22 protein-coding genes are annotated in these 22,445 nt (G+C 44.7%); 20 read left to right on the top strand and 2 right to left on the bottom strand.

Annotation, left to right across the window (positions count from 1 at the left end):
* Positions 1-149: 149 nt before the first annotated feature.
* The 3 genes from GC096_RS13670 to GC096_RS13660 are packed head-to-tail and all read left to right on the top strand — an operon-like array spanning position 150 to position 2,878.
* The gene (locus GC096_RS13670; RefSeq protein ID WP_171630832.1) at positions 150-923 is read left to right on the top strand and encodes a GNAT family N-acetyltransferase; all 774 of its coding nucleotides are present in this window, start codon (positions 150-152) and stop codon (positions 921-923) included.
* Positions 924-940: 17 nt separating this feature from the next.
* A complete protein-coding gene (locus GC096_RS13665; protein WP_171630831.1) occupies positions 941-1,855 on the top strand; it encodes a lysophospholipid acyltransferase family protein in 915 nt (304 codons plus the stop codon).
* 27 nt (positions 1,856-1,882) lie between these two features.
* Positions 1,883-2,878, top strand: coding sequence for a metal-dependent hydrolase (locus GC096_RS13660; RefSeq protein ID WP_171630829.1), 996 nt, complete (start codon positions 1,883-1,885; stop codon positions 2,876-2,878).
* Positions 2,879-2,961: 83 nt separating this feature from the next.
* Here the strand turns inward: GC096_RS13660 and GC096_RS13655 are convergent, their stop codons facing one another.
* The gene (locus GC096_RS13655) at positions 2,962-3,555 is read right to left on the bottom strand and encodes a nitroreductase family protein (protein ID WP_171630827.1); all 594 of its coding nucleotides are present in this window, start codon (positions 3,553-3,555) and stop codon (positions 2,962-2,964) included.
* Between the two features lie 156 nt (positions 3,556-3,711).
* Here GC096_RS13655 and GC096_RS13650 point away from each other — a divergent pair, with 156 nt between their 5' ends.
* The 9 genes from GC096_RS13650 to GC096_RS13610 all read left to right on the top strand — a co-directional run bounded on the left by GC096_RS13650 (position 3,712) and on the right by GC096_RS13610 (position 13,440).
* Positions 3,712-3,924, top strand: coding sequence for a hypothetical protein (locus GC096_RS13650; RefSeq protein ID WP_171630825.1), 213 nt, complete (start codon positions 3,712-3,714; stop codon positions 3,922-3,924).
* Positions 3,925-3,983: 59 nt separating this feature from the next.
* Entirely contained in the window at positions 3,984-6,272 is a 2,289-nt protein-coding gene (locus GC096_RS13645; RefSeq protein WP_171630823.1) for a DEAD/DEAH box helicase, read from the top strand.
* On the top strand, positions 6,269-7,711 hold the full coding sequence (locus GC096_RS13640) for a ribonuclease H-like domain-containing protein (protein WP_171630820.1): 1,443 nt from the start codon (positions 6,269-6,271) through the stop codon (positions 7,709-7,711). The genes GC096_RS13645 and GC096_RS13640 overlap by 4 nt, the downstream gene beginning before the upstream one ends.
* 99 nt (positions 7,712-7,810) lie before the next feature.
* Positions 7,811-8,614, top strand: coding sequence for an Fpg/Nei family DNA glycosylase (locus GC096_RS13635; RefSeq protein ID WP_171630818.1), 804 nt, complete (start codon positions 7,811-7,813; stop codon positions 8,612-8,614).
* A gap of 15 nt (positions 8,615-8,629) precedes the next feature.
* Positions 8,630-9,463 (top strand): deoxyribonuclease IV, encoded by an 834-nt coding sequence (locus GC096_RS13630; protein WP_171630816.1) that lies wholly within the window; start codon positions 8,630-8,632, stop codon positions 9,461-9,463.
* 4 nt (positions 9,464-9,467) lie between these two features.
* Entirely contained in the window at positions 9,468-9,815 is a 348-nt protein-coding gene (locus GC096_RS13625) for a cyclic-phosphate processing receiver domain-containing protein (protein ID WP_171630814.1), read from the top strand.
* 26 nt (positions 9,816-9,841) lie between these two features.
* The gene (locus GC096_RS13620; RefSeq protein ID WP_171630813.1) at positions 9,842-10,615 is read left to right on the top strand and encodes an ABC transporter ATP-binding protein; all 774 of its coding nucleotides are present in this window, start codon (positions 9,842-9,844) and stop codon (positions 10,613-10,615) included.
* Between the two features lie 55 nt (positions 10,616-10,670).
* Positions 10,671-11,708, top strand: a complete 1,038-nt coding sequence (locus GC096_RS13615) for an SAM-dependent methyltransferase (protein WP_171630811.1) — start codon at positions 10,671-10,673, stop codon at positions 11,706-11,708.
* 88 nt (positions 11,709-11,796) lie between these two features.
* Entirely contained in the window at positions 11,797-13,440 is a 1,644-nt protein-coding gene (locus GC096_RS13610; RefSeq protein ID WP_171630809.1) for a serine/threonine protein kinase, read from the top strand.
* Here the strand turns inward: GC096_RS13610 and GC096_RS13605 are convergent.
* Entirely contained in the window at positions 13,424-13,906 is a 483-nt protein-coding gene (locus GC096_RS13605; protein WP_171630807.1) for a TspO/MBR family protein, read from the bottom strand. The genes GC096_RS13610 and GC096_RS13605 overlap by 17 nt on opposite strands.
* A 133-nt stretch (positions 13,907-14,039) precedes the next feature.
* Between GC096_RS13605 and GC096_RS13600 the strand changes: the two genes are divergently transcribed.
* The 8 genes from GC096_RS13600 (at position 14,040) to GC096_RS13565 (ending at position 22,444) form a co-directional block, all read left to right on the top strand.
* Positions 14,040-14,552 (top strand): acyl-CoA thioesterase, encoded by a 513-nt coding sequence (locus GC096_RS13600; RefSeq protein WP_171630805.1) that lies wholly within the window; start codon positions 14,040-14,042, stop codon positions 14,550-14,552.
* 265 nt (positions 14,553-14,817) lie between these two features.
* Positions 14,818-15,948 (top strand): P-loop NTPase family protein, encoded by a 1,131-nt coding sequence (locus GC096_RS13595; RefSeq protein WP_171630803.1) that lies wholly within the window; start codon positions 14,818-14,820, stop codon positions 15,946-15,948.
* Positions 15,929-17,188 carry a TadA family conjugal transfer-associated ATPase gene (locus tag GC096_RS13590; protein WP_171630801.1) on the top strand — a complete coding sequence of 420 codons (1,260 nt, stop codon included), beginning with the start codon at positions 15,929-15,931 and terminating at the stop codon, positions 17,186-17,188. The genes GC096_RS13595 and GC096_RS13590 overlap by 20 nt, the downstream gene beginning before the upstream one ends.
* Positions 17,185-18,063, top strand: a complete 879-nt coding sequence (locus GC096_RS13585; protein ID WP_246302734.1) for a type II secretion system F family protein — start codon at positions 17,185-17,187, stop codon at positions 18,061-18,063. Before GC096_RS13590 ends, GC096_RS13585 begins: the two co-directional genes overlap by 4 nt.
* A 1-nt stretch (position 18,064) precedes the next feature.
* A complete protein-coding gene (locus tag GC096_RS13580; protein WP_171630799.1) occupies positions 18,065-18,934 on the top strand; it encodes a type II secretion system F family protein in 870 nt (289 codons plus the stop codon).
* Positions 18,935-18,949: 15 nt separating this feature from the next.
* A complete protein-coding gene (locus tag GC096_RS13575; RefSeq protein ID WP_171630796.1) occupies positions 18,950-19,177 on the top strand; it encodes a Flp1 family type IVb pilin in 228 nt (75 codons plus the stop codon).
* The gene (locus GC096_RS13570; RefSeq protein ID WP_171630794.1) at positions 19,167-20,171 is read left to right on the top strand and encodes a TadE family protein; all 1,005 of its coding nucleotides are present in this window, start codon (positions 19,167-19,169) and stop codon (positions 20,169-20,171) included. Before GC096_RS13575 ends, GC096_RS13570 begins: the two co-directional genes overlap by 11 nt.
* Positions 20,172-20,185: 14 nt before the next feature.
* Positions 20,186-22,444, top strand: coding sequence for a hypothetical protein (locus GC096_RS13565; protein WP_171630792.1), 2,259 nt, complete (start codon positions 20,186-20,188; stop codon positions 22,442-22,444).
* Position 22,445 lies beyond the last annotated feature (1 nt).

Here is a 22,445-nt window from a genome sequence, read left to right as displayed (position 1 = left end):
CACAATTCTCCTTTGGGGAATTGTGTTTTTTTCATTTTTCACAGCAAATGTCACGATGCTTACAAAACCTTCACAACCAGCAAATCAGCAGAAAATAAAGTTTTGCTAATCTGGAATTGTAAACTCTAGTCGAGGGGCGTGAGGAAAAAATGAATGGAGTACCTCTGTTGACGGCGCCACAACCTGCTAAACTGATCGTAAAGCTTGCTAAGCATGAACAAGAAATTGAGCAAGCCTTGCAACTGCGATATCAAGTATTTGTGGAGGAAGAGAAAAATTTACGGTTGATGAATGAACAAAAGCTGGAACGTGATGCTTATGATCCTTATTGTGATCACTTAATTGTCAAAGACCTTGAAACCGATCAAGTGATCGGTACTTATCGACTTTTGCCTGGTGATCGGGCAAGCGAGGGGATTGGATTTTATTCCGAAACCGAATTTAATTTAAGCGCAATGTCAGAACTGAGACAACAATCTTTGGAACTGGGTCGCAGTTGCATTGCTCCAGCTTATCGCGGCGGAAGGACTATACAAATGTTATGGGAAGGGATTGCGAGCTATATTAGTGAGCGCAATTTCACTCATTTAATCGGATGTGCGAGTGTACACTTTTCAACGATTGAGGATTTAAATGAAATTTATTCGATGCTGAAGCAGAAACAGGTGTTGACGGATCGATTTGGGATTAAACCCCTCGAAACACATCGGATTTCTGGCCTCGCTCAAATTGATCTCTCTTGTAATGAGAAAGAAATGTTTCGCAAACTGCCACCTTTGATGAAAGGATATCAGTGGCTTGGAGCTGAAATTGGTGGTGATCCTGCGTATGATGAGCTGTTTAGGACGGTAGATTTTTTTATCATATTGCAAAAAGATAAGGTGGCGCGTCGATATAGACGTCATTTTCTCAATGCAGAGTGAGATGAGGTGGGTTTGACTTGTATGAATGGATCGCAAAGTTAACCTCAGGTGAAGGAGAACGAAGACTTCTGGTGCGAATGTTACCCATTGTTCCATTATGGATGTTGTCGTTCCTTTGTTGGGGAATAGCTTCAATATGGTATCTCATTTCACGAAACGGGTTTCTAAAGAATGTGAGACACAATCTGACAGATGTTTTAGGACCGATGTCGGAACGTAAAGTCAGATCTCTTACAAAGGATTATGTACGAAATGTTGTGTTTTCGCTGTTCGAAATTTGTTTCCATTCGGATCGTTTGCCTACGAGTGAATTCAAGTTGCAAGGTGAGGAGCATTTGCATGCCGCGCAACAGTTAGCTAGCGGAAAAGGGTTTATTATTTACACGCCTCATGTTGGTAATTTTTTTAACTATTATTGGTATTTCTCGAGAAGGTTCGATTGTCTTACTGTCGCATCAGCGGGGAGCCCTGAACTCAAGCCCTTATATGACAAGTTTGCCGCATTAGGTTGCAAAGGTTTAGATTATGACAGCGTTCCCTCATTGGAATTATATCGCAGCTTAAAACGACATATACAATCCGGAGGCGTTGTTTTCTTGCTTGGCGATTTCTGGCGGCCTTCTTTTCCATTGTCGAAACTATTCGGCAGGGTGACTCGTACTCCTGAAGGTACAGCTATGTTGGCACTTGAGCTGCAAATTCCTATCGTACCCTTCTATGGATTCCGTTCCCATGGCTTCAAGCACCGGCTTGTAGTGGGTGAGCCACTTTCTGTATACGCCAACGATAATAGTGGTGGTCGAGCTGCAAGGGTTGAAACCAATCTGATATTGAATAGCTTCGTAGAGCAGGTTATTCGGGAGCAGCCTGCTTCTTGGTTTTACTGGTTTAACGTTCATGAACGTTGGGAAAACGTTCTTCAGGAAGCATAATGGACATAAGGACGGGGGAATCGATAAATGGATACAGCAAGCCACTTATTGTTTGGGGTTAGCCTTGCAGGATTAGCTTGTTTAGAAACGGTGGTTACGGAGCAACCTGCATTAAGTCACGCTATTCTCGCTGGAACGTTGATTGGATCCCATGCACCGGATTTAGATACATTAGCCCGATTACGCGGGTATGCGAGTTATGTTCGTTTACATCGAGGTGTGACGCATTCAATACCAGCGCTATTGATCTGGCCACTAGTGATAAGTTTACCGATCGCGGCTGTGTTCGGCGTTTGGGAGAATTTCTTTCATCTATTCCTATGGACGTTCCTAGCTGTTGTATGTCATGTGGGGCTGGATGCGTTTAATGTATACGGTGTGCAATGCTTACGGCCTTTTACGAAAAAATGGGTGCATTTGGATACGCTGTGTCTGTATGATCCGTTCTTGTTCACGCTTCATGCTGGCGGGGTGATCCTGTGGTTTGCAGTATGGGGAGGCATGGCCGGAAGTCATATCGGGGAGATGTTTGCTCTTATTTTTGCAGCATCGCTTATCTATGTGTGGTTCCAAAAATCTCAAAGAAATAAGCTCATTAAGCTTGTGCATAGTGAGTTGAATATTCCAACAGGTGTATGTCGCCTTGTACCGAGTTTAAGTTGGTTCTATTGGCAGTTTGTCTTTGAAAGTGATACCAGCTTTTATTTAGGAGAGCTTCGTCATGGTCAGGTGGTCGTTCTTGAGCAATATAGTAAGAAGGATTACAATCAACAGCAATCACATCCAATCGTGAAAGCATCGATGGGGACAGATGGTGTACGCGCTTTTCTACAATTTGCTCAGCACATTTATGTGTGTTGGAAAGAGAAGAATGGTGGATATGAAGTACAGTGGCGGGATATGCGTTTCTGGCATAAACGCAAGCTGAGCTTCGGTGTCGATGTGCATCTGGATCAGGATATGAATGTTGTGAGTGATCGGATTGGTATGGACAAAAAGGCTTGGGATCCGCCTTTTGTGTGAGTGCATAATTGCGTAAAATAAAAAACACTTCAGTCACTTATTTTTCAAAATGCTGAAGTGTTCTTTTTATTTTAAAAAACCAATTACTCGAATTGTCCAGCGTAAATGAGCTCTTTAATTTCACGTCTACCGGATGGAACTTCGCGTTCTTGCAGATTTTCAGGAAGGGCATCAGCAGGACCACGGTACCCGATGGCAATAACGGCGTGAAGTTCGTAGTCAGCAGGAATTTGGAGTGCTTCGCGTGCTTGTTCACGTTCGAAACCACCCATCGCATGTGTGATTAACCCTTGATTATTCGCTTCAAGCGCTAAATATCCCCACGCAGTGCCAGCATCGAATGCATGACTAGGATTGTCTGTTCCTCTTGGACTTTTGGTGTGTGAAATAACGAGTGTAAGTACAGGAGCTTTCTCACACCATACAAGGTTAAATGGATTAATAAACGTATGGAATTTAGCAAGTTGCTCAGGTGTACGGGCAACGATGAAACGCCAAGGTTGATTGTTACTCCCCGATGGTGCCCAACGAGCGGCTTCAAATAGACTTAACAGTACGTCTTCCGATACTTCTTGATTCGAGAAGGAACGAGGGGACCAACGCTCAAGAAACTGTGGATTAATTTCATGATCAGGTTGACGATGAGCTTCAATTTCATTGGGTAATGATGTGGACATTATTTATTCCTCCTTATTTTGGATCTCATCCTAATTTTACCTTATTATGAGCTTGTTTACGAATTTCTCAATTTTTCATTATCTTGTATGTCATTGGCGCAATTTGGCAAAGCTAGTTGTTATGAACATGATGGACCAAGAAGAGGTGCGAAAACCGTGAAATTCACGAGTCATGATGTCATTATTATTGAAAGAGCTTTAAGAACTGCCATGAAACATGATCGAGAAGAGCACCGTTCGAGAGACTATCAAGAAGTTTTGTTCAAAATGCAAGAGAGTGCCAACCAAGCGCTGTCGGTTACAGCTCAGATCACTAGTGACCATGATGGCATACGATACGATTATGATGATTCAGCTGATTTGATGTAGACATACGAACGTATATTCTGTAAAATGGAAGAAACGAAATGGGTAAGGAGATTCAGTTTATGAATCCTTTCACAGGTAAGGTTTCTTCAATGATAGAGATGATTGACGGGTTGCGCAAATCGCCTGAAATCATGCAACAAGTTACATATTGGCATACGATACCCCCAAGAGATCCGAAACTGGCTGATTTTCCAGAAGGATTGCATGAGGGTATTTGTGTTGCGCTTCGACATAAAAACATCGGGCAATTATATACGCATCAGGCGGAATCGTTCCGCCAAGTGACGGCAGGCAATCACGTTGTTACTGTAACTCCGACAGCGTCAGGGAAGACACTTTGCTACAATCTGCCCGTTCTTCAGAAGATTTTGGAAAACGACGCTTCGCGAGCTCTCTATCTATTTCCTACTAAAGCGCTGGCACAGGATCAGGTCGCAGAGCTGCAGGAAATGATTGAATTTATGGATGTGGATATTAAAACGCATACGTATGACGGCGACACACCGCCTACAGTTCGGCAAGCGATTCGAAACGCAGGACATATTGTTGTCACGAACCCAGATATGTTGCATTCAGCGATTTTGCCGCATCATACCAAATGGGTGAAGCTGTTCGAGAATTTAAACTACATTGTGATTGATGAAGTACATTCTTATCGGGGTGTATTCGGCAGTCATGTCGCGAATGTGATTCGCAGATTGAAACGGATTTGCCGCTTCTATGGTTCCAATCCGCAGTTTATATGTGCTTCAGCTACGATAGATAATCCGAAGGAGCATGCTGAGCGTCTGATCGGTGAAACCGTTGCGTTGATTGATAATAACGGTGCGCCGGCTGGCGAGAAGCACTTTGTATTTTATAACCCGCCTGTTGTGAATCAACAATTAGGGATTCGTAAAAGCTCCGTCTTGGAAACACGTACGCTTGCAGGCAAGTTGCTGCGGAGTGGGATCCAGACGATTGTGTTTGCCCGCAGCCGCGTGCGTGTGGAGATCTTGCTGACCTATTTGCAAGAGCTCGTTAGTCACGAGCTGGGCAGCAAGTCGATCCGCGGCTATCGCGGCGGGTATCTCCCTAAGCTGCGCAGGGAGATCGAAAAAGGCTTACGCAGCGGGGAAATCCGCGGCGTTGTGAGCACGAACGCGCTGGAGCTGGGCATCGATATTGGCCAGCTGCAAGCGTGCGTGCTTAATGGCTATCCCGGCACGATAGCCAGCACTTGGCAGCAGTCCGGGCGAGCAGGACGGCGGCAGGAGACCTCGCTGACGATTCTCGTCGCGAGCAGTAATCCGCTGGATCAGTATTTGATCCAGAATCCGCGCTATTTCTTCGAGCGTCCGCCAGAGCAGGCGCGCATTCATCCAGATAACCTGATCATCCTCGTGGATCATGTGAAGTGTGCGGCCTATGAGTTGCCTTTCGAAGCGAATGAGAAGTTCGGTGAGGAGTCGCTCACCGATGTTCTCGAGTACTTGACTGAAGAGCAGGTGCTGCACCAAGTCAACGATCGCTGGTATTGGATGGAGCAGTCGTTCCCTGCTCATAACATTTCATTGCGCTCTGCGGCGCAAGAGAATTTCATCATTATTGATATGACCAATGGTCATCGCGTGATTGGGGAATGTGATCGTTTCAGTGCGCCAACCTTGATTCATGAAGAGGCTATTTATATACATGAAGGCATACAATTCCAAGTTGAAAAGTTGGATTACGAAGAGAAGAAAGCATTCGTGAGGCAAGTAAGTGTAGACTACTTCACGGATGCGAGTATGGCTGTACAGCTCAAGGTGCTTCACGTGAATCGGGAGGGTCATGTTGGTGGTCTACTTCGTCAACTCGGCGAGGTGACGGTGAATGCGCAGCCAACGATTTTCAAGAAAATCCGTCTGCGCACACATGAGAATATCGGCTCGGGGCCGATTCGATTGCCAGAAGAGGAGCTGCATACGAGCTCCTATTGGTTCACTTTCGACGAGGCGATGGCGGCGGGACGATCGGCAAATGACATGCAGCATGCGCTGCTTGGCATTGCCAACGTCCTGGCGCATCTAGCGCCGCTGTATTTGATGTGCGACCCGATGGATATCCGGGTCGTCCCACAAGTGAAGGCAGTGCACAGCAAGCTGCCGACCGTATTCTTCTACGACCGCTACCCGGGCGGCGTGGGTCTTAGTGATCGGCTGTACGAGGTCCACGGACAGCTGATGGATCAGGCGCGCAGCCTGATTAAGAGCTGCGGCTGCATCAGCGGCTGCCCGGCCTGTGTAGGGCCGATCGAAGAGGTCGGCTTGCTGGGCAAGAAGCTCGCGCTGGAGCTGCTCGCAGAGCTCGATGGCGGTGCCCGATGAGCGGGCTCCGCGAAAGGCTCGGCCGCCTGCGGGGACCCGCAGCGGCTGGGGTAACACCGCCGCCCCCGCCGGAGGCAGGGGGCGAATGGGCGCAGCTCGGCGCCCATATTGCGACGAGCCCAGCTGGCTCGTTCGTCATGCGGCGCCGCCAGTACGGCGCGGACAGCGTGCACGGCATCTATCGGCTGCGTGAGCTCGCGGATGTGGCAGCGCAGCTGTCCTGCTTCCACGACGGAGACGCCGTCGTCCGGCTCGAAGAGTTGCTCTTCTTCGATACGGAGACTACCGGACTCGGCGTCGGTGCTGGCAACGTGCCATTCATGGTCGGCATCGGCTACTACACGGGCGAGCTGTTCACGGTTGAACAGCTCATGATACGCAACCCGGCAGAAGAACATGCGATGCTGGTGTACTTACAAGAACTATTAGGACGATACACGCATATCGTCTCTTATAACGGCCGTACGTTCGATTGGCCGATTCTCAAGAATCGCTTCGTCCTGAATCGTCTTAAACTAGATGACTCGAAGCTGCTTCAACTCGATCTTCTGTACGCTTCACGCAGTCTGTGGCGTAATACGCTGCCTTCCTGTCGGTTGAGCAAAGTGGAGGAGAGTAGACTAGGCTTTGAACGTATAGATGATGTGCCTGGGTCAATGGCGCCAGCGTTGTACTTTCAATATTTGGCTGAGAAAGACCCTGATGTCCTTCAAGGCGTATTTATACATAATGAGCACGATATTGTGACATTGGCCGCGTTGACGATCCATTTTGGCAAGCTATTGCGTCCTGCTGTGAATGATCTTGATCTCATTTCTAACCCTGATCTTGATCTCGATCTCATTTCTAATCCTAATCCCGATCTCATTTCCAACATTGACTCCGAAGAACTCTTTCGGACAGGGCTCTGGCTCGACAAAATGGCAAGGCCTGCCAAGGCGGAACAATATTTCAATGTTTTACACGAGAAACTAATGAATAGTGAGTCTACTGTCCAGTCCGCTGAACAAGAAACTGTCTTGCTACAATTAGCAACCTACTATAAGAAAATTGGTCAATATAACCGTGCAATCGAGCTATGGAAGCAGGCTATTTTACTAAAACCTGCAAGTATTTCGTTACAGCTGGAACCTTATTTAGAGCTTGCGATGTACTACGAACACCGTGAGAAGGACTTGGGTCAAGCCGTCTTTTATGCAGAGGAAGCGTGGGCGAGACTTTGGCGCCGGCGTGCGCTTCACCGAGGTGACCGCAAGATCAACGAGATTGAAGAGGCTTGGGAAAAGCGGATTGCACGTCTGAAGCAGAAAATGCGAAAGAAAGAGATGACTTTACGAGCGCTAGCAGACTCGTATCCATCATCTTCGGATAAAATGGTAATATCGAAAAGAAACAAAAAAACACCAAAACCCACTTACGTGAGCGAAGGTTTAATTTAAAGGATAATCATCACATCTCATTCAGTCTCCCTATGGTACGCGTTTACGCAATCCGCCAATTGGTTATACAAGGTATAAAAATGGCAAGGAGTGATTCTCGTGCCTGAGCTTCCGGAAATGGAAACGTATCGTCAACAGTTGACACGATTCATCATAGGAGTACCGATTACAGGAGTCGATGTGACACGCCCGAAATCGTTGAATGTAGATCCAGACAAATTTGCGGGTAAGCTTATCGGTAACCGGATTGTGCGGATTGAGCGCAGAGCCAAACACCTACTGTTTCATTTGGGCTCAGGTGAGATCCTGCTTTTACATCTCATGCTTGGCGGTTGGATGTTCTTTGGTACCCAGGAAGAGAAGCCAGATCGAACGATTCAAGTGGACATTCATTTAGGGAGCAACAGTCTGTACTTTATTGGATTGCGTTTAGGTTACTTGCATCTTCATACCCCAGAGGTAACCAATAAGCTCTTACAAAAGCTTGGACCAGAACCGCTCGAACTTAACTTTAATCAATTCCGAAATGTATTGCGGCCTAAACGGGGGAATCTAAAAGTAACGTTGGTGGATCAAACCTTTCTTTCTGGAATAGGGAATTGCTACTCGGATGAAATTTGTTTTGAAGCGGGCTTACTTCCTTTGCGGAAGGTACATTCTCTTACCGAAATTGAGCAACTTCAGCTCTATCAAGCTATGCAGGCTTTACTTCGTGAAGCGATTGGGGTCGGCGGTTATATGGAAGAACCTCTATTCGTGGGTGACCGTCTAACTGGTCAATATAATCCGAAATGTCGTGTCTATGATCGCAAAGATGAGCCCTGTTTGCGATGTGGGAACCCTATCATTCAAACTGAAGTCTCGAGCCGTAAATGTTTTTATTGTGCCCATTGCCAGAAGTGAAAGGTCGGATTGAACATGTTTATCGGCGCCCATGTAAGAACCCGAGGCGGTTATTTGAATGCAGCCAAAACCGCCCTTTCAATTGGTGCAAAGGCCTTTCAGTATTTTCCGATGAATCCGCGTAGTTTGGCTACGAAAGCTGTTAATCTAATTGACGCGAACGCATGTGCTCAGTTATGTAGGGAACATGGCATACTCTCCATTGGACATGCTCCTTATGCTTTAAATCCCGCAGCAGACGAGCCTGAACGTGTGGTCATGGTTAACTTGCTAAAAAATGGCCTGGACATTACAAATGCCTGCGGTTCTGTTGGACTTGTCGTGCATTTTGGTAAATATACGGGAAAAGACCCGTTACAAGGTTACAAAAATATAATACAATGTTTGAATAGTGCTACGGAGGGTTACACGGGAGCTTCTTTCATATTGCTTGAAAATCAAGCAGGAGAAGGTTCCCAACTTGGTCTGACTTTTGAAGAAATGGTTCAAGTTCGTAAGCTATGCGATTCACCGGAGAAAATTGGCTTTTGCTTAGATACTTGTCATGCTTTTGCTAGTCGACTTTGGCAAGGAACGGATTGGGCAGAACTGGAGTCGAAGGGTGTTCAGTTAGATTATTTACCTCATCTGAAAGCTATTCATTTGAATGATTCGGTATATCCATGGGGATCACGTCGTGATCGGCACGCCAACATTGGTTCGGGTCACATTGGTATTTCGAATTTTCAAAGCCTACTACACTCTCCTTATTTACGAGACATTCCAATTGTTCTTGAGACAGGTACTAGGCGTGATGGCACGCATCAGGAAGAGATTGCGTTCGTAAATTCGTTGTTGGAAAGGAAATAAGAGGATGATTCATGTATACTTAGATGATTCGCGTCCTTGTCCCCAAGGATTTGTTTTGGCCAAAGATGCGCAAGAATGTATTGCATTGCTTCAGGAATGTGAAGTAGACATCTTATCTCTGGATCATGATTTGGGTTGGATGTCGAAGCAAACGGGCATGGATGTTGTCATTTGGTTGACCCAGCAGCGTAAATTTCCAAAAACGATTTATATTCATACCTCTAGCCCTTCCGCATGCACACAGATGTATCAGATGCTTGATGCTGTCAAGCCAGTTGGAATGAGGCTTTACGCGCATCGTATGCCTGATGAAGTATTGATGAAGGTAGCACAAAAAAAACTATCCAAGTAAACCGTAATGTGAAAGGAAACGAACTTATGATCCATTTATCCGGTATTCATTTTATACGTGGAGAACGCCATATTTTAAACGATGTGAATGTACATATCGAATCCGGTGAACACTGGGTATTGCTGGGCCGAAATGGCTCTGGCAAAACAACGCTGCTTGAAATGATGAATGGCTATGAATTTCCAAGCCGTGGCACAGTCGATGTGCTCGGAAACCGCTACGGTCAATGTGATGTACGGGAAGTTCGTAAGAAGATCGGTTATATATCGCAATCTCTTTTCGAAAAATTAAGCTTAATTGATCCAGTCCTTGAAGTCGTTGCAACTGGTGAGTACGCTTATCTGAGGTTTTATCAAGAAATTCCACAGGAAGTGAAAGACCGAGCAATGGAAATGCTTACTCGTGTACGCATTCCACATCTGGCTGATCAGCCTCTGGGAAGCCTTTCACAAGGGGAACGTAAGAAGGTTATGCTTGCACGATCCTTGATGAGTAAGCCAGCGATCCTCGTTATGGATGAGCCTGCTGCGGGCTTGGATTTGTTTGAGCGCGAGCGGTTCTTATCTGACGTAAACGAGCTTAGTAAACAGGATGTAACGGTTGTATATGTCACCCACCATATCGAAGAAATCATGCCTTTATTTACGCATGTTGCGATAATTGAGCAAGGTGAACTGATTGCCTCTGGACGCAAGGAAGATGTATTGACACCTGAGAATATTCATAAGGCTTTCGGAATTCATGTTGCCTTGGAATGGTTCCAAGATCGCCCATGGATCAAGGTTATTGCGGACAAATAGGCTTATTTAGTAAGTTAGCCTAAAAAAGAATGTAGATTACTAAAAGGATGCGGCTATGACACAATTAACGACCTATATTGGAACCTCGAATCATGGGTTCGCACAATATGCGCAAGACGAACTTCGGAAGTTATTTCCACTCACCAAATTTACCTTACTGGTACCGACAGAAGTGTTCTATTTTCAGGTGCCTGAAGATACTGCAGATGTCATTTCTACATTGCAAGAGAATGAACCCATCTTTCTACGGCATGTTCAACCTGTTCATCAAGAATGGGAGCTTAGCCGTACGGATGCTGACATTGCACATTTGACAACTTGGCTTCGTGAAGCGTATGCCACTGGTTTATTTGGTTACGGAGAGAAAATTGCCACGCAAATTCGGAAGGAAGAGCGGGCAGATGTTCCTTATGCACCTTTTGCTATTAAGGCAGCCATAGATGAAATCCTCACTGCTGAATGTGGTGGTGAACCTGTTGTTCGTTATGCAGATCATATTATTTCGGTGTACATAAGCGCCAAAAAGGTCTATATCGGTATTTCAAAACCAAGTGATAACTTATCAGATTGGTCAGGTGGTGCTATCCGTTTCATGAAAGAAGAGGATCAAATTTCACGTGCCAAATTTAAGCTTTTGGAAGCTGAGCAACGGTTCGGGATTGATTTCAGTATCGCTCGTAAAGCGATTGATATTGGAGCTGCACCTGGCGGATGGACGTCTTTGCTGCTAGAGCGCGGTTTGAAAGTTACAGCGATTGACCCGGCTGCGATGAACCCGCGTCTACTAGGCAATCCATTGCTGACGTTCCTGAAGAAAAATGCGAATGATGTGAAGCTGCGTGAGAATGAGTTTGATTTACTAGTCTGTGATATGAGCTGGGATCCGCGGCAGATGGGACATCTTGTGTCGGATTTGCTTTTCTCTCTGCAAAGTGGCGGGACAGCTATCATTACCGTGAAGCTTATGCATAAAAAACCGTTCCAAACGGTTCGTGATATTCTGCGTATTTTCGAAGACTCCCTTTTTCTCTTGAAGGCGAAGCAGTTGTTTCATAATCGGGAAGAATTGACACTTTATTTGCAAAAAATATAAAAACGGAAAAATAGCTAGATTTTCCAATAGCCCTCCCTTATAATCAAGAGCAATATGGCTTGGATATAAGAGGGGGTTTTTACTAATTGTGAAGCCTAGACCACAGTGGCAAGGGTCAATTGTAGGAGGGAGATACGAACTCGTGTCCATGCTTGGACAAGGCGGCATGAGCCAGGTATATCTCGCTAGGGATAAGAAATTAAAGGGCAAGCGCTGGGCAGTGAAAGAGGTTGAGTGCGTAGGTTCCGATGAGACTGCTTTCTTGGAAGAAGCAGAAATGCTCGCCAAGCTAGGGCATGCACAGCTCCCACAGTTAGTGGATTATTTTATTACCGAGGGTGGATATGGATATCTGGTCATGGACTATATCGAGGGTCCAACACTACAGGATTTATTCGAAAAAAGTCAACGTGAACTACCAATTAAGTTAATCGTTCAAATTGCTTTTCAGTTACTTGATATTTTCCACTACTTACACACACTTCAGCCCCGACCCATCATATACCGCGATCTAAAGCCGTCCAACGTCATGATTAACCAACATAATCAAGTCCGATTAATTGATTTTGGCGTAGCTAGGCAATTTAAACAAGGACAAACTTCCGATACTATGCAGATGGGAACGATCGGGTTCGCTGCTCCGGAACAATATCTAGGTCTGCAAACAGACGCCCGAACAGATCTTTATACACTTGGTTCTATGTTATATTATTTGTTGTCAGGCGGTCACTATGTATATAGCAAGGCCAAGCCTCTGGAACTACGGCATGATGAGATCCCTGAAACCTTGCGCAAAACGATTCATTTTCTCCTGCAAGATCAACCTCAGAACCGCTGTCAAACCGCCATGGAAGTGAAGCTAAGACTTCGTTCCTTATCCCCTGAAACCGATCAACTTGTTATCGAATCTGGGCTGAAAGTTGCTTCACAACAATCAAATACATCCGATAAATTAATTGTCATTGGTGGATTATTTGCAGGTGTCGGTGCTACTTTCACAGCTATTACACTAGCCAGATTAATGCATGCTCTCCAAATCCCCAACGCGCTTGTTGAACAGCCGACGATTGAACCTGATTTATATATGTTATTGTATGGAGATCGCCATGCACCAAGCCCCTATATGTTTCCCTCTGATCACATATGTGACCCATCTTCTACTTTCACTACACCATGGATCAACGGTTTTACCACTTGGGCACCCATTAATCCTGATGGTTTTCAAGGTAATTGGCAGGCCTCTCATGCATTCAAGCTTCTACACATGCTCAAAAAGCCGATCATCCTATGGGATGTATCGACTGAGTGGGAGCATCCTGCTGTACAGGAACTTTGTTATAGTGCAGATGAAATAATCGTTATTGTAGATAGTTTGCCTGGCAAATGTGATCGCCCACGTTCGCGCCAGCGAATAGCGCAATTCACATCCTACCAGCAGCGAGGGAAGAAGGTGCATTACATCGCGAATGGTGCTTTGCCTTCGCATTATCGAATGGAGTGGCAGGACTCTTTTCCATCTAAACCACTGTGTACCTTGCCCATAATTGCAAGATCCGAAGTCGTGCAAGCTGTGTGGAAAGGTGATTGTATTCAAGATCAGCCGCAATATTTGGACATTTTTTACGAAGCATTGAAACCATTCCTCAGCGAGATTCTCACGGACGAAAGCCTCAATCAATTCGCTCTACAACCCAAAAAATCGATATTTTCCCGATTCAATAAGCGCGGTTAGTGTTTTTATTTAACTGATAAATTGTCCAAGCTAGTAGGGTAGCGAAACAAGACCATAGTAAATAAGGAACCAATAACCAAGCAGCTAGCTTGGAATAAGGAATTGTTGCGTATATTAATAAAAACGTAGTGATAGCCACAATAGCAGAGTCAAGGAAAGCAAGACGTAAGTTTTTTAATTTGAATTCAAAAAAGGTAAAGGCTTGGTTAGCCACGTAATTTACTAATAATATCAAAACATAGCTGCCCCCCGCTTCTTGAAAGCCATCGGTTTTCGTGTAAACAATAGCGACAGATGCAGAAATTAATGCATATAAGATCGCCCAAACAATTCCGAATAACTTAGCTGGTGGATTCCAGCTTGGTTTTTTCAGAGTGGCATAGTAGGTCAGATCTGTTGGGAACAATACGCCTGAAATCGAAAATAGTGCATAGGTAATCAAGAACACAGTGATAAACGTAAACATATGCAAACACCTCCTATTTATGAGTGAGCTTGTATTACTATATTACACGTTTGGGATAAGTTATAACCAAATCCAGCCAAAAGTATGATATGATGAGTCATATTTTGCATGAGATAAAGAGGGGGAAACAGACATGGAGCAACGATTTTCCAGAGAATCTAGATGTTTCAAAACATCACGTATTTTTCCGACTGATGTAAACAACCATAATACGCTTTTTGGCGGAAAATTGATGTCTTATATCGATGACATTGCTTCCATAGCAGCTCATAAGCATTGTCGGAGGTCAGTTGTGACGGCATCAACGGATTCTGTTGACTTTTTGTCACCGATTCATACTTCGGACTCTGTTTGTTTAGAGTCTTTCGTGACCTGGACTGGCAAAAGCTCGATGGAGGTATTCGTTAAGGTCGTTACCGAAGATCTGAAGTCTGGGGAGAGAAAAATTGCAGCTACCTCTTTCCTAACTTTTGTCGCTTTAGATGAAAATAAGGTGCCCGTGGAAGTGCCAGATGTCATTCCCGAAACGGAAGAAGAGAAGAAGCTCCACGAATCCGCTCCACACCGCGCTGAGATGAGACGTATCCGCCGTGTGGAAAGTAAGAAGCTCGCTAGTTTCTTCACGATGAAATATCCTTGGGAATAAGGGATTGATTTATTAGGAGAATGTGGTACAATTTGGGTAATTGAAAGTCGGACAAGCGGAAGCACCGCTGATCGTAGAGGAATAATCTCTATAGTCAGCGCGTGCTTTTTTTTGTTTTTCCGGAGCAGATAGGAGGGGAAGTATGAGGGCGGAAACGATAACGCGAATAGCCATCGTGCTCGCTGTTATGGGTTGTGTACTCATTGGCAATGGTATGTACGCGAAATTTGCTGGATAGTGAAAGTTTGTGAGAGTGGGTGCTGCAATGAAGAAGCTTCAATTGTTTGTCTTAGATGACGACATGATTTATGCCGAACGGTTAGCCATATTCATCCGAGCGACGGAGTTCGCTGAACGTATGCAAGTAAAGCTTTTTTCGCAAGTTGAGCTCCTACTGCAGGTGTTAGAGGAACCTAACCTTAGTGGAGTGCTATTAATATCTGATGCTTTTTATCCGTTATTGCAGCATCATCGTACGTCATTAAGTAAAATTTTTTTGAGTCAACATATTAGAAATTCCGATCCGCCAGAAACTGTCCATCCTTTCTTATTCCGCTTTCAACCACTTCACGATTTGATCTCACACATTCATGCCATATACACGGACAGATCCCCGTCCGGTTCTGGTCGAACACAAGTTAATCGCACACGTGTGATATCTGTGTATAGCAGCAGTGGCAATGCAGGAAAATCGATTACAGCTGTTCATATGGCGAAACAGTTGGCATTTCGTGGGGAACGTGTTTTGTATCTCAGCTTGGAGTCTATTAGTGTTGCTTCTCAGTGGTTGCAGGGAGAATCGGGGCGATTATCACAGCTCCTTTATTATTTGAAAGATTCTTCAGAGTCGATCAGAGCTAAGTTGGCTCTTTTGAAATCACATGATGCCACTCGAAGGTTTGATTATTTAACACCACTTGAGCAAATTCGCGAGATGCAAGAAATGAGTGGTGAGCAAGTGAAGAAGCTCTTAGCTTCCATAGTTGGCCTGTCCGTCTACGATACCCTTATCGTGGATCTTGAAACGTCTGTTCATCCGAGAATCGTCAAGAGTTTAGAGCTCAGCGATGTGATCATTTGGCTAATTCGAGATGATTGGAAGGATGCTTTCCGAACCAAAACACTATTAAAACAAATGTGTGCATATCCTCAAATCCATTTTGTCATGACGAGCTTTAGAGGGACACAAACCAATGCATTCAATTTCTTAGGTAAAGAAGTAACATTCAAACTTCCCTATATTCCAGATTGGAAGGTGATGAGTTCGGCAGAACAAGTCTGGCAATCGGATATATTTTCCGAACAGGTGTATGTCATGTTGCAAGCTGTATGCAATGAGACTGAGAGAAATTCTAAGGAAGGAGCGCATTCTTATCTTGAATCAAGCGCTGTTTAACGAATTAAAGCAGGAGATTAAAGAAAATCTCGATCTCACACATGAGGTTAGTGATGCACAGTTATTGGGGCACATCGAAGAAACCATTTTTCGCGCTGCAAGTGCGCATAGCTGGACTTCAAGTGATATGCACGTCGGTGTTAAGCGTATTTTCGATAGCTTTAGGGGGTTAGATATTCTCCAACCGTTAATCGACGATCCAACGGTGACAGAGATCATGGTTAATGGTCATAGCTGTATTTTCTTCGAACGGATGGGGGCAGTTGAACGTTACCCATATGAGCTAGAAAGCTCAGAGAAACTTGAAGACTTAATCCAAATGATTGTTTCCAAGGTGAATCGGATTGTTAATCAAGCCACTCCAATTGTGGATGCAAGGTTAAAAGACGGTTCGCGCGTAAATATCGTGCTTCCACCAGCCTCGCTTAGTGGTCCAACCTTAACGATCCGAAAGTTTCCTGCAAAGCCATTGGATATGTCGGATTTGATTCGTATGGAAAGTATTTCTGGTGAAGCGGCGGAGATGCTTCGGATCATGGTTGAATCGGGGTTTAATATATTCGTTGGCGGTGGAACAGGGTCTGGTAAAACAACGTTTCTCAATGCTTTGAGTGCTTGGATTCCTGAGCATGAACGAGTAATTACAATCGAAGACTCAGCTGAACTACAGATCCAAACTGTACCTAATTTAGTTCGATTGGAAACGAGAAATGCGAATACGGAAGGGAAGGGAGCGATCACGATGCGAGAATTAATTCGATCTTCTCTGCGGATGCGTCCTAATCGCATTATTGTAGGTGAAGTACGTGGAGCTGAAGCTTTAGATATGCTTGCTGCAATGAATACTGGGCATGATGGTAGCTTAAGTACCGGGCATGCGAACACCTCGCAGGATATGCTCAGTAGACTGGAGACGATGGTACTTGGTGCGGCTCCACTCCCCATTGAAGTCATACGTAAGCAGATCGCCTCAGCACTTGATGTCATTGTACATATTTCCCGAATGAGGGATCGATCACGCAAAGTGACAGAGATTCATCAAGTTGTTGGCATGAAGGATGGCGAAGTTCAGCTGCAACCGCTGTTTCTCTTCGAGGAGAGCGGAGAGTCGCCAGATGGGAAACTTCTTGGAACACTCCGATATACGGGTCAGACACTTGCTAATCAGTACAAACTTCAAATGGCAGGTAAGCAACTGCCTAGTTGGTTTAATTGCAGTGTAGGAGGTGATGTGAGATGAGTGTGTGGTTGCTGCTCATTTTCATGGGTGGCGCGAGTTGGCTTCTATTACTATTTCTTGAAAGACGAAAATCCCCGCGTAAAGAAAGCGAGCCCCCGCCAACACACAAGTCACCGCTAATCCACCCGGTTGTATTCATCGATTATAACGAGTATCACTTGTCCACCAAAGAGAGAATTGCAGCCATACTCATGCTAGGTTTACCGGCATTCATGATCGGTTATATTTTCTACCAAAATGTTATCCTCGCTGCCGCTTTAGCATCAACGGGTTTTCTGTTTCCTCGCTTTCGTCGGCTGCAATTAATCCAAAAACGTAAAAATATGCTCTATGTACAATTTAAGCAAGCTCTCAGCTGTCTTTCTTCCTCTATGACGGTGGGGAAATCCATTGAATCAGCATTTCGAGAGGCATGGGTGGACTTGAAGCTGCTGTATCCTGATCCAGCTTGTTTGATCGTCGTTGAGTTTGGACTGATTTGCCGTAAGGTCGAAAATGGTGAACCGATCGAGACAGCGCTTAAACATTTTGCAGATCGCAGTCATTTAGAAGATATTCGCAGCTTTTCTGATGTTTTTCTGACCTGTAAGCGTACGGGAGGAAATCTAGTTGAGGTGATGAAACGCACAGCGACGGTCATTGCCGAGAAGTTAGACATAACCCAGGAAATTTCAGTCATGGTCGCTCAAAAACGTTTTGAATCGAGAGTACTTGTTGTTGCACCCATCCTCATTGTTGCTGTATTGGCGTTTTCCTCGCCTGATTATATGGTTCCACTATATCGTGGGAGCGGGATTCTCATTATGACTGTCTGCTTGTTATTGCTTGGCGCTTGTTATGTACTCACTCAAAAAATAATGAATATCAAGGTGTAGGATGTGGATATGGTTATTTGGCTTAGCGCAAATTGCGTTTTGTATGTCTCTACAGGTGATCGGACGGAAGAAATACGGTAGTCAGGTTCAGAAACAAACGTACCCTTTTCGGATGAAAATGCTCTTACCATCAAGTTACTTTGTGATCGATAAGCTCCAATTGCTAGAAAAGTTCCCCGATTTCACTTCAAAAATCCATCATAAATGTATGACCTTGTATGGAAGAAGTTTATCTTCGCAAGGCAGTAAATGGTTCATGGCAGAACTTATTTCCGCCGGCATGGTGTGCCTATTCGTCGTTACAATACTTGCTATTCTAGCAGGTGAAGATAGTTCGTTGCTTGCTTTTGGTGTGGTTGCTGCAATAGCGACACCAGTGATGATGGTTCGTGATTTGGACAGCAAAATACGTAAAAAACAGCAAAGGATGATTCTTGAGCTGCCTGAATTTTTGAGTACAATCGTGCTCCTAGTAAATGCTGGAGAGACTGTCAACCGTGCTTGGATTCGTTGTGTTCAAGCAAAGCCAAATATGCCGGATTCCCCGCTTTACAAAGAGCTGCTTGTAGCTGTGCATGAACTGGAGATGAACATCTCCTTCACGAAAGTATTAGAGGATTTCAGTAAACGTTGCGCGTTACATGAAGTGTCATTATTTGCATCAACGTTAGGTTTGAACTATAGAAGAGGGGGCAATGACTTTGCCGTTTCACTGCATTCGCTTTCGCTGGAGCTGTGGCAGCGGAGAAAGAGTGTATCGCGGACACTAGGGGAGGAAGCATCTTCTAAGCTTGTATTCCCGATGGTGTTAATTTTTGTTGTGGTGATGGTGATTGTTGCTGCACCTGCGTTACTCATGATGAACCAATAGGAGAGGGATGTTGAAATGAAAACATTACTGGGAACTTTTAAGCGTGTGTGGAAAGAGGAAGACGGGCTAGGAACATTAGAAATTTTATTGATTGTAGCGGTGTTGGTTGCGATAGCGATTATTTTCAGAAAATGGATTGTTTCGTGGTTTCAGAAGTTGATCGGTGATGCCAACTCCGACCTGAAGGATAACAGTGCGGTTGCCCCCTGTGCGCCGAGCCCGACCACGAGTTGTGCGCCGTAGTCGACTTCGTCAGTTCATTAACAATGACCTGGGTACCTTTACGTTAGAAGCCTCGCTAGTATTTCCGGTGATATTAATTTGCACAGTGACATTGTTGTTTGTAGGCATGTTTGCCTATCAGCATGTCTACATAGGGCAATTAGCTCGCTCAGCTGCTGAAAAGTTAGCTTTTACTTGGACGAACAGCCATAAAGAGATAAATACAGGAAGTTATTATCCGCAGGAAACGGACGGTTTGTATTGGCGTCTGACGCAAGACAATGTAAGCGACTTATTTGGCTTGTTACAAGGTAATTCAGGGGCTAGTGTCGTACTTCCCACCAATCAAGCAAATGGTTTAGTCGAGAAAAAACTGGCCAAAGCCGGGGTATTACTTCCGGATGGCGTTACTGGAACGGCGACATATTCGAATTATTTAGTAGATCATCGGGTTGAGGTAACTGTGAACAAGTCTTATATCATGCCTTCAATACTTACTCGGTGGATGCATGCGACGAAAACGAAAAGTAAAGCTGTCGTACATGTTATTGATTCTATAGAGCTGATCAGAACCACAGATCTGACACGCAGCTATTTGCCAACTTTAGTAGGTCGGATATCTTCACAGAAAGCGAAGGCGGCACTTGTAGATCCGGTCAAAAGCGATTTATCTGGGCCAAGCGTCACTATTCAATCTGAACGACAGGCATCTTCCTACTTGAGGTCACTTGTGGGAGGGACAGAGGTTGTGCGGACGACTGCGTCTGGTAAAAGCAGAAAAATTGATGCTTTAGACGCAAGAGGCATTGGGCATCAAGCGTTTTATAGTTTGACGGAAGCTCAGCTACGCACTGAGCAACTCCCGAAGGATGTTGAACTGCTCGAACATGATCCGACTGTAAAAGGTATCGTTTGGCATTTTTTTAAGAAGGATGCCAGCGGCAAAGGGATGCCCACTGCCTCTTTTCGCAAAGAACTCGAACGTAAAGGGATCGTAGTCGTTATTCATAATTAGAAAGAGGGGAGCCATTGAAAAGATTCTTACAAGCAGAAAACGGCACAGTATCCGTCTATTTGATTCTTGTTATTGTGCCGATTTTTTTATTTCAAGCGGTACTCATTGATTTCGCAAGAATAAAAGTAGCGGAGAAAGAAACGGAATCTGCCTTACATGCAGCTGCACGATCAGTAATGTCCTCCTTTGATCCCGAGCTGCAGAAGAGAGGGCTTTATGGCATGGGTCTCTCTCAAGAAGCGGCAGAAAAATTACTTAACGATGTGTTTGTCCAAAACTTATCAGGTGGCGTCTCCGCGAATGCTTTTCACTTTATTAATACCAAAGCTGTCGATGGAGCTTTACGTGTTACACCTGTGTATACGCTTGCTAGTCATGTCATATTGGAGGGGCAGCTCCTTGAGGATATGAAATTAAAAGCACCGATTGAATACACACTCGAAATTGTTGATAAATTTCAAAAGAGCGGCGTCCGTGAACCTTTTCAGATGGGTTCGCAATTTGCCAAGGAAGCGTCAGAACTTGAAAAGTTGATCGAACAGCGGGAAGACTCGCTAGATGATGCATGGAGGAGCGCGGAGGAGCTCTTTGCCAGAACTACTGAATTTCATAGCTATTATAGAACCAGAGTTGCTGAATTGGACAAATTAGCTGCTGAAATCGGCCTACATACAGTTGACGAAGTTCGCAGCGAAATCAGCCAAGTTCAAGAGAATTTGCGTTCTCTTACAGCGAGCATAAGGAATATGGATCTTTCATTAGCATCACTTGTTCAAGCAGGTCCTGAAGCAGCAGCAAGTATCCGATCACTTGCCGAAGCGAAAAGCAGGCTTGAGGAGCACGCAGGAATGCTTTCGCAAAAGTTAAATGAGCTGGAGGCTTTAGTTCAGAAAATTATAACTTACACTGCTCTTGTCGTCTCTACGAAACTTGAGGTGGCTGCAGATGAAAAAGTGATTCAACAACACCAGCAGGTGATTGAGCCGACTTTGCGACTTGCTAAGCAAAAAAATGACGAGATACGTGGAAAGCTGACAGGAAACTCTAACATATCTGCTCAAGGAAATTCTGCTGCATATGCTGTGTTTCAACACGTGTCCTTAATTGGTGATGAATATTTTTACGAATATCAAACATCGACTGCAAGCATTGCTGCTTTATTTACATCATTCCGATCTTCTGTCGAGGGTGTCATTTTGTATACTTCCGCACATACAAGTGAGGTCAATCGAGCTAACGACAGCTACTTAGCAGTCGCGAATGATTTTCATGCCAAACAAAGTCTGTTAGAAAAATCCAGAATGGATACAAATGAAGCTACAACGACGAATAAGCAGATACAAAAGAATAAAATCCAAGCCATTATGGATAAGGCGAAGCAAGCTATAGGTGGTTGCAGCCTGACGAGTACGCAATCTAGTGATTCGGTTTCCTATAGTAAGCTCCAAGGTGAATCAGGTTACTATCAGAAATACCGTCAAGCGAATGCGCAAGATACAATGATCGGGAACGATGTTGCCTATGATATGGAGAAAGCAGAACCTGCTAGCATGAGGGCAATGGATATGCTTGGCGTATTAAATAGCGCGGCGGAAGTTCTCCGAGATGAACTTTACGTAAATGAATATGGGCTAACGAAATTTAACTTCCGAACCTATGGATTAGAGAAAGATCCAAGTGGTAACGCAAAATTATCGAATGAGCTAATTGATCCTGGGACACACGCTTTAGTAAATCAAGAGGTTGAATATTTGTTGTATGGTTTCTCTTCCTGCGCGGCTAATATGTCTTCGGCCTATGCAGAAATGTTTTCTTTACGCTTAGCGATTCGTACCGTTGAAGCGCTATTAGATCCTAAAAAAGAACTTCTCCAAATAGGCTCCCCGTTACTCGTTTTTCTGGCTGCTGCGGCTCAAGGTGCAGCAGAGGCATTCGTCGACATGAACGCTTTGGTGAAAGGAGATGCTGTTGAATTATCGTCAAAGCTCATCTCATCAGCACTCAAATTGACGTACAAAGACTATCTCCGTTTATTTCTTATGTTGCATAGCAACAATACCAAGCTGATGTCCCGAATGCAGGCCCTGCACGAATTAGAGACGGGTAAAGATCTCAATCAACTAACCTCCTATATCCAAGCGAATGCAACGAGTGAAATAAGGCTTTGGTTTATTCCTCAAGTCATGAAGCTGCTGGATGGGACTGGACTTTTAGGGTGTAAAGTTGTTGGAACACAATGTCAAATGAATCGCGCTACCGTCGTTTCGTATTGAG

This window comes from Paenibacillus plantarum, assembly GCF_013141695.1.
Taxonomy (GTDB): Bacteria; Bacillota; Bacilli; order Paenibacillales; family NBRC-103111; genus Paenibacillus_E; species Paenibacillus_E plantarum.
The sequence above is the reverse complement of the archived record's forward strand: the minus strand, read 5'-3'. Positions and strand labels throughout refer to the sequence as shown.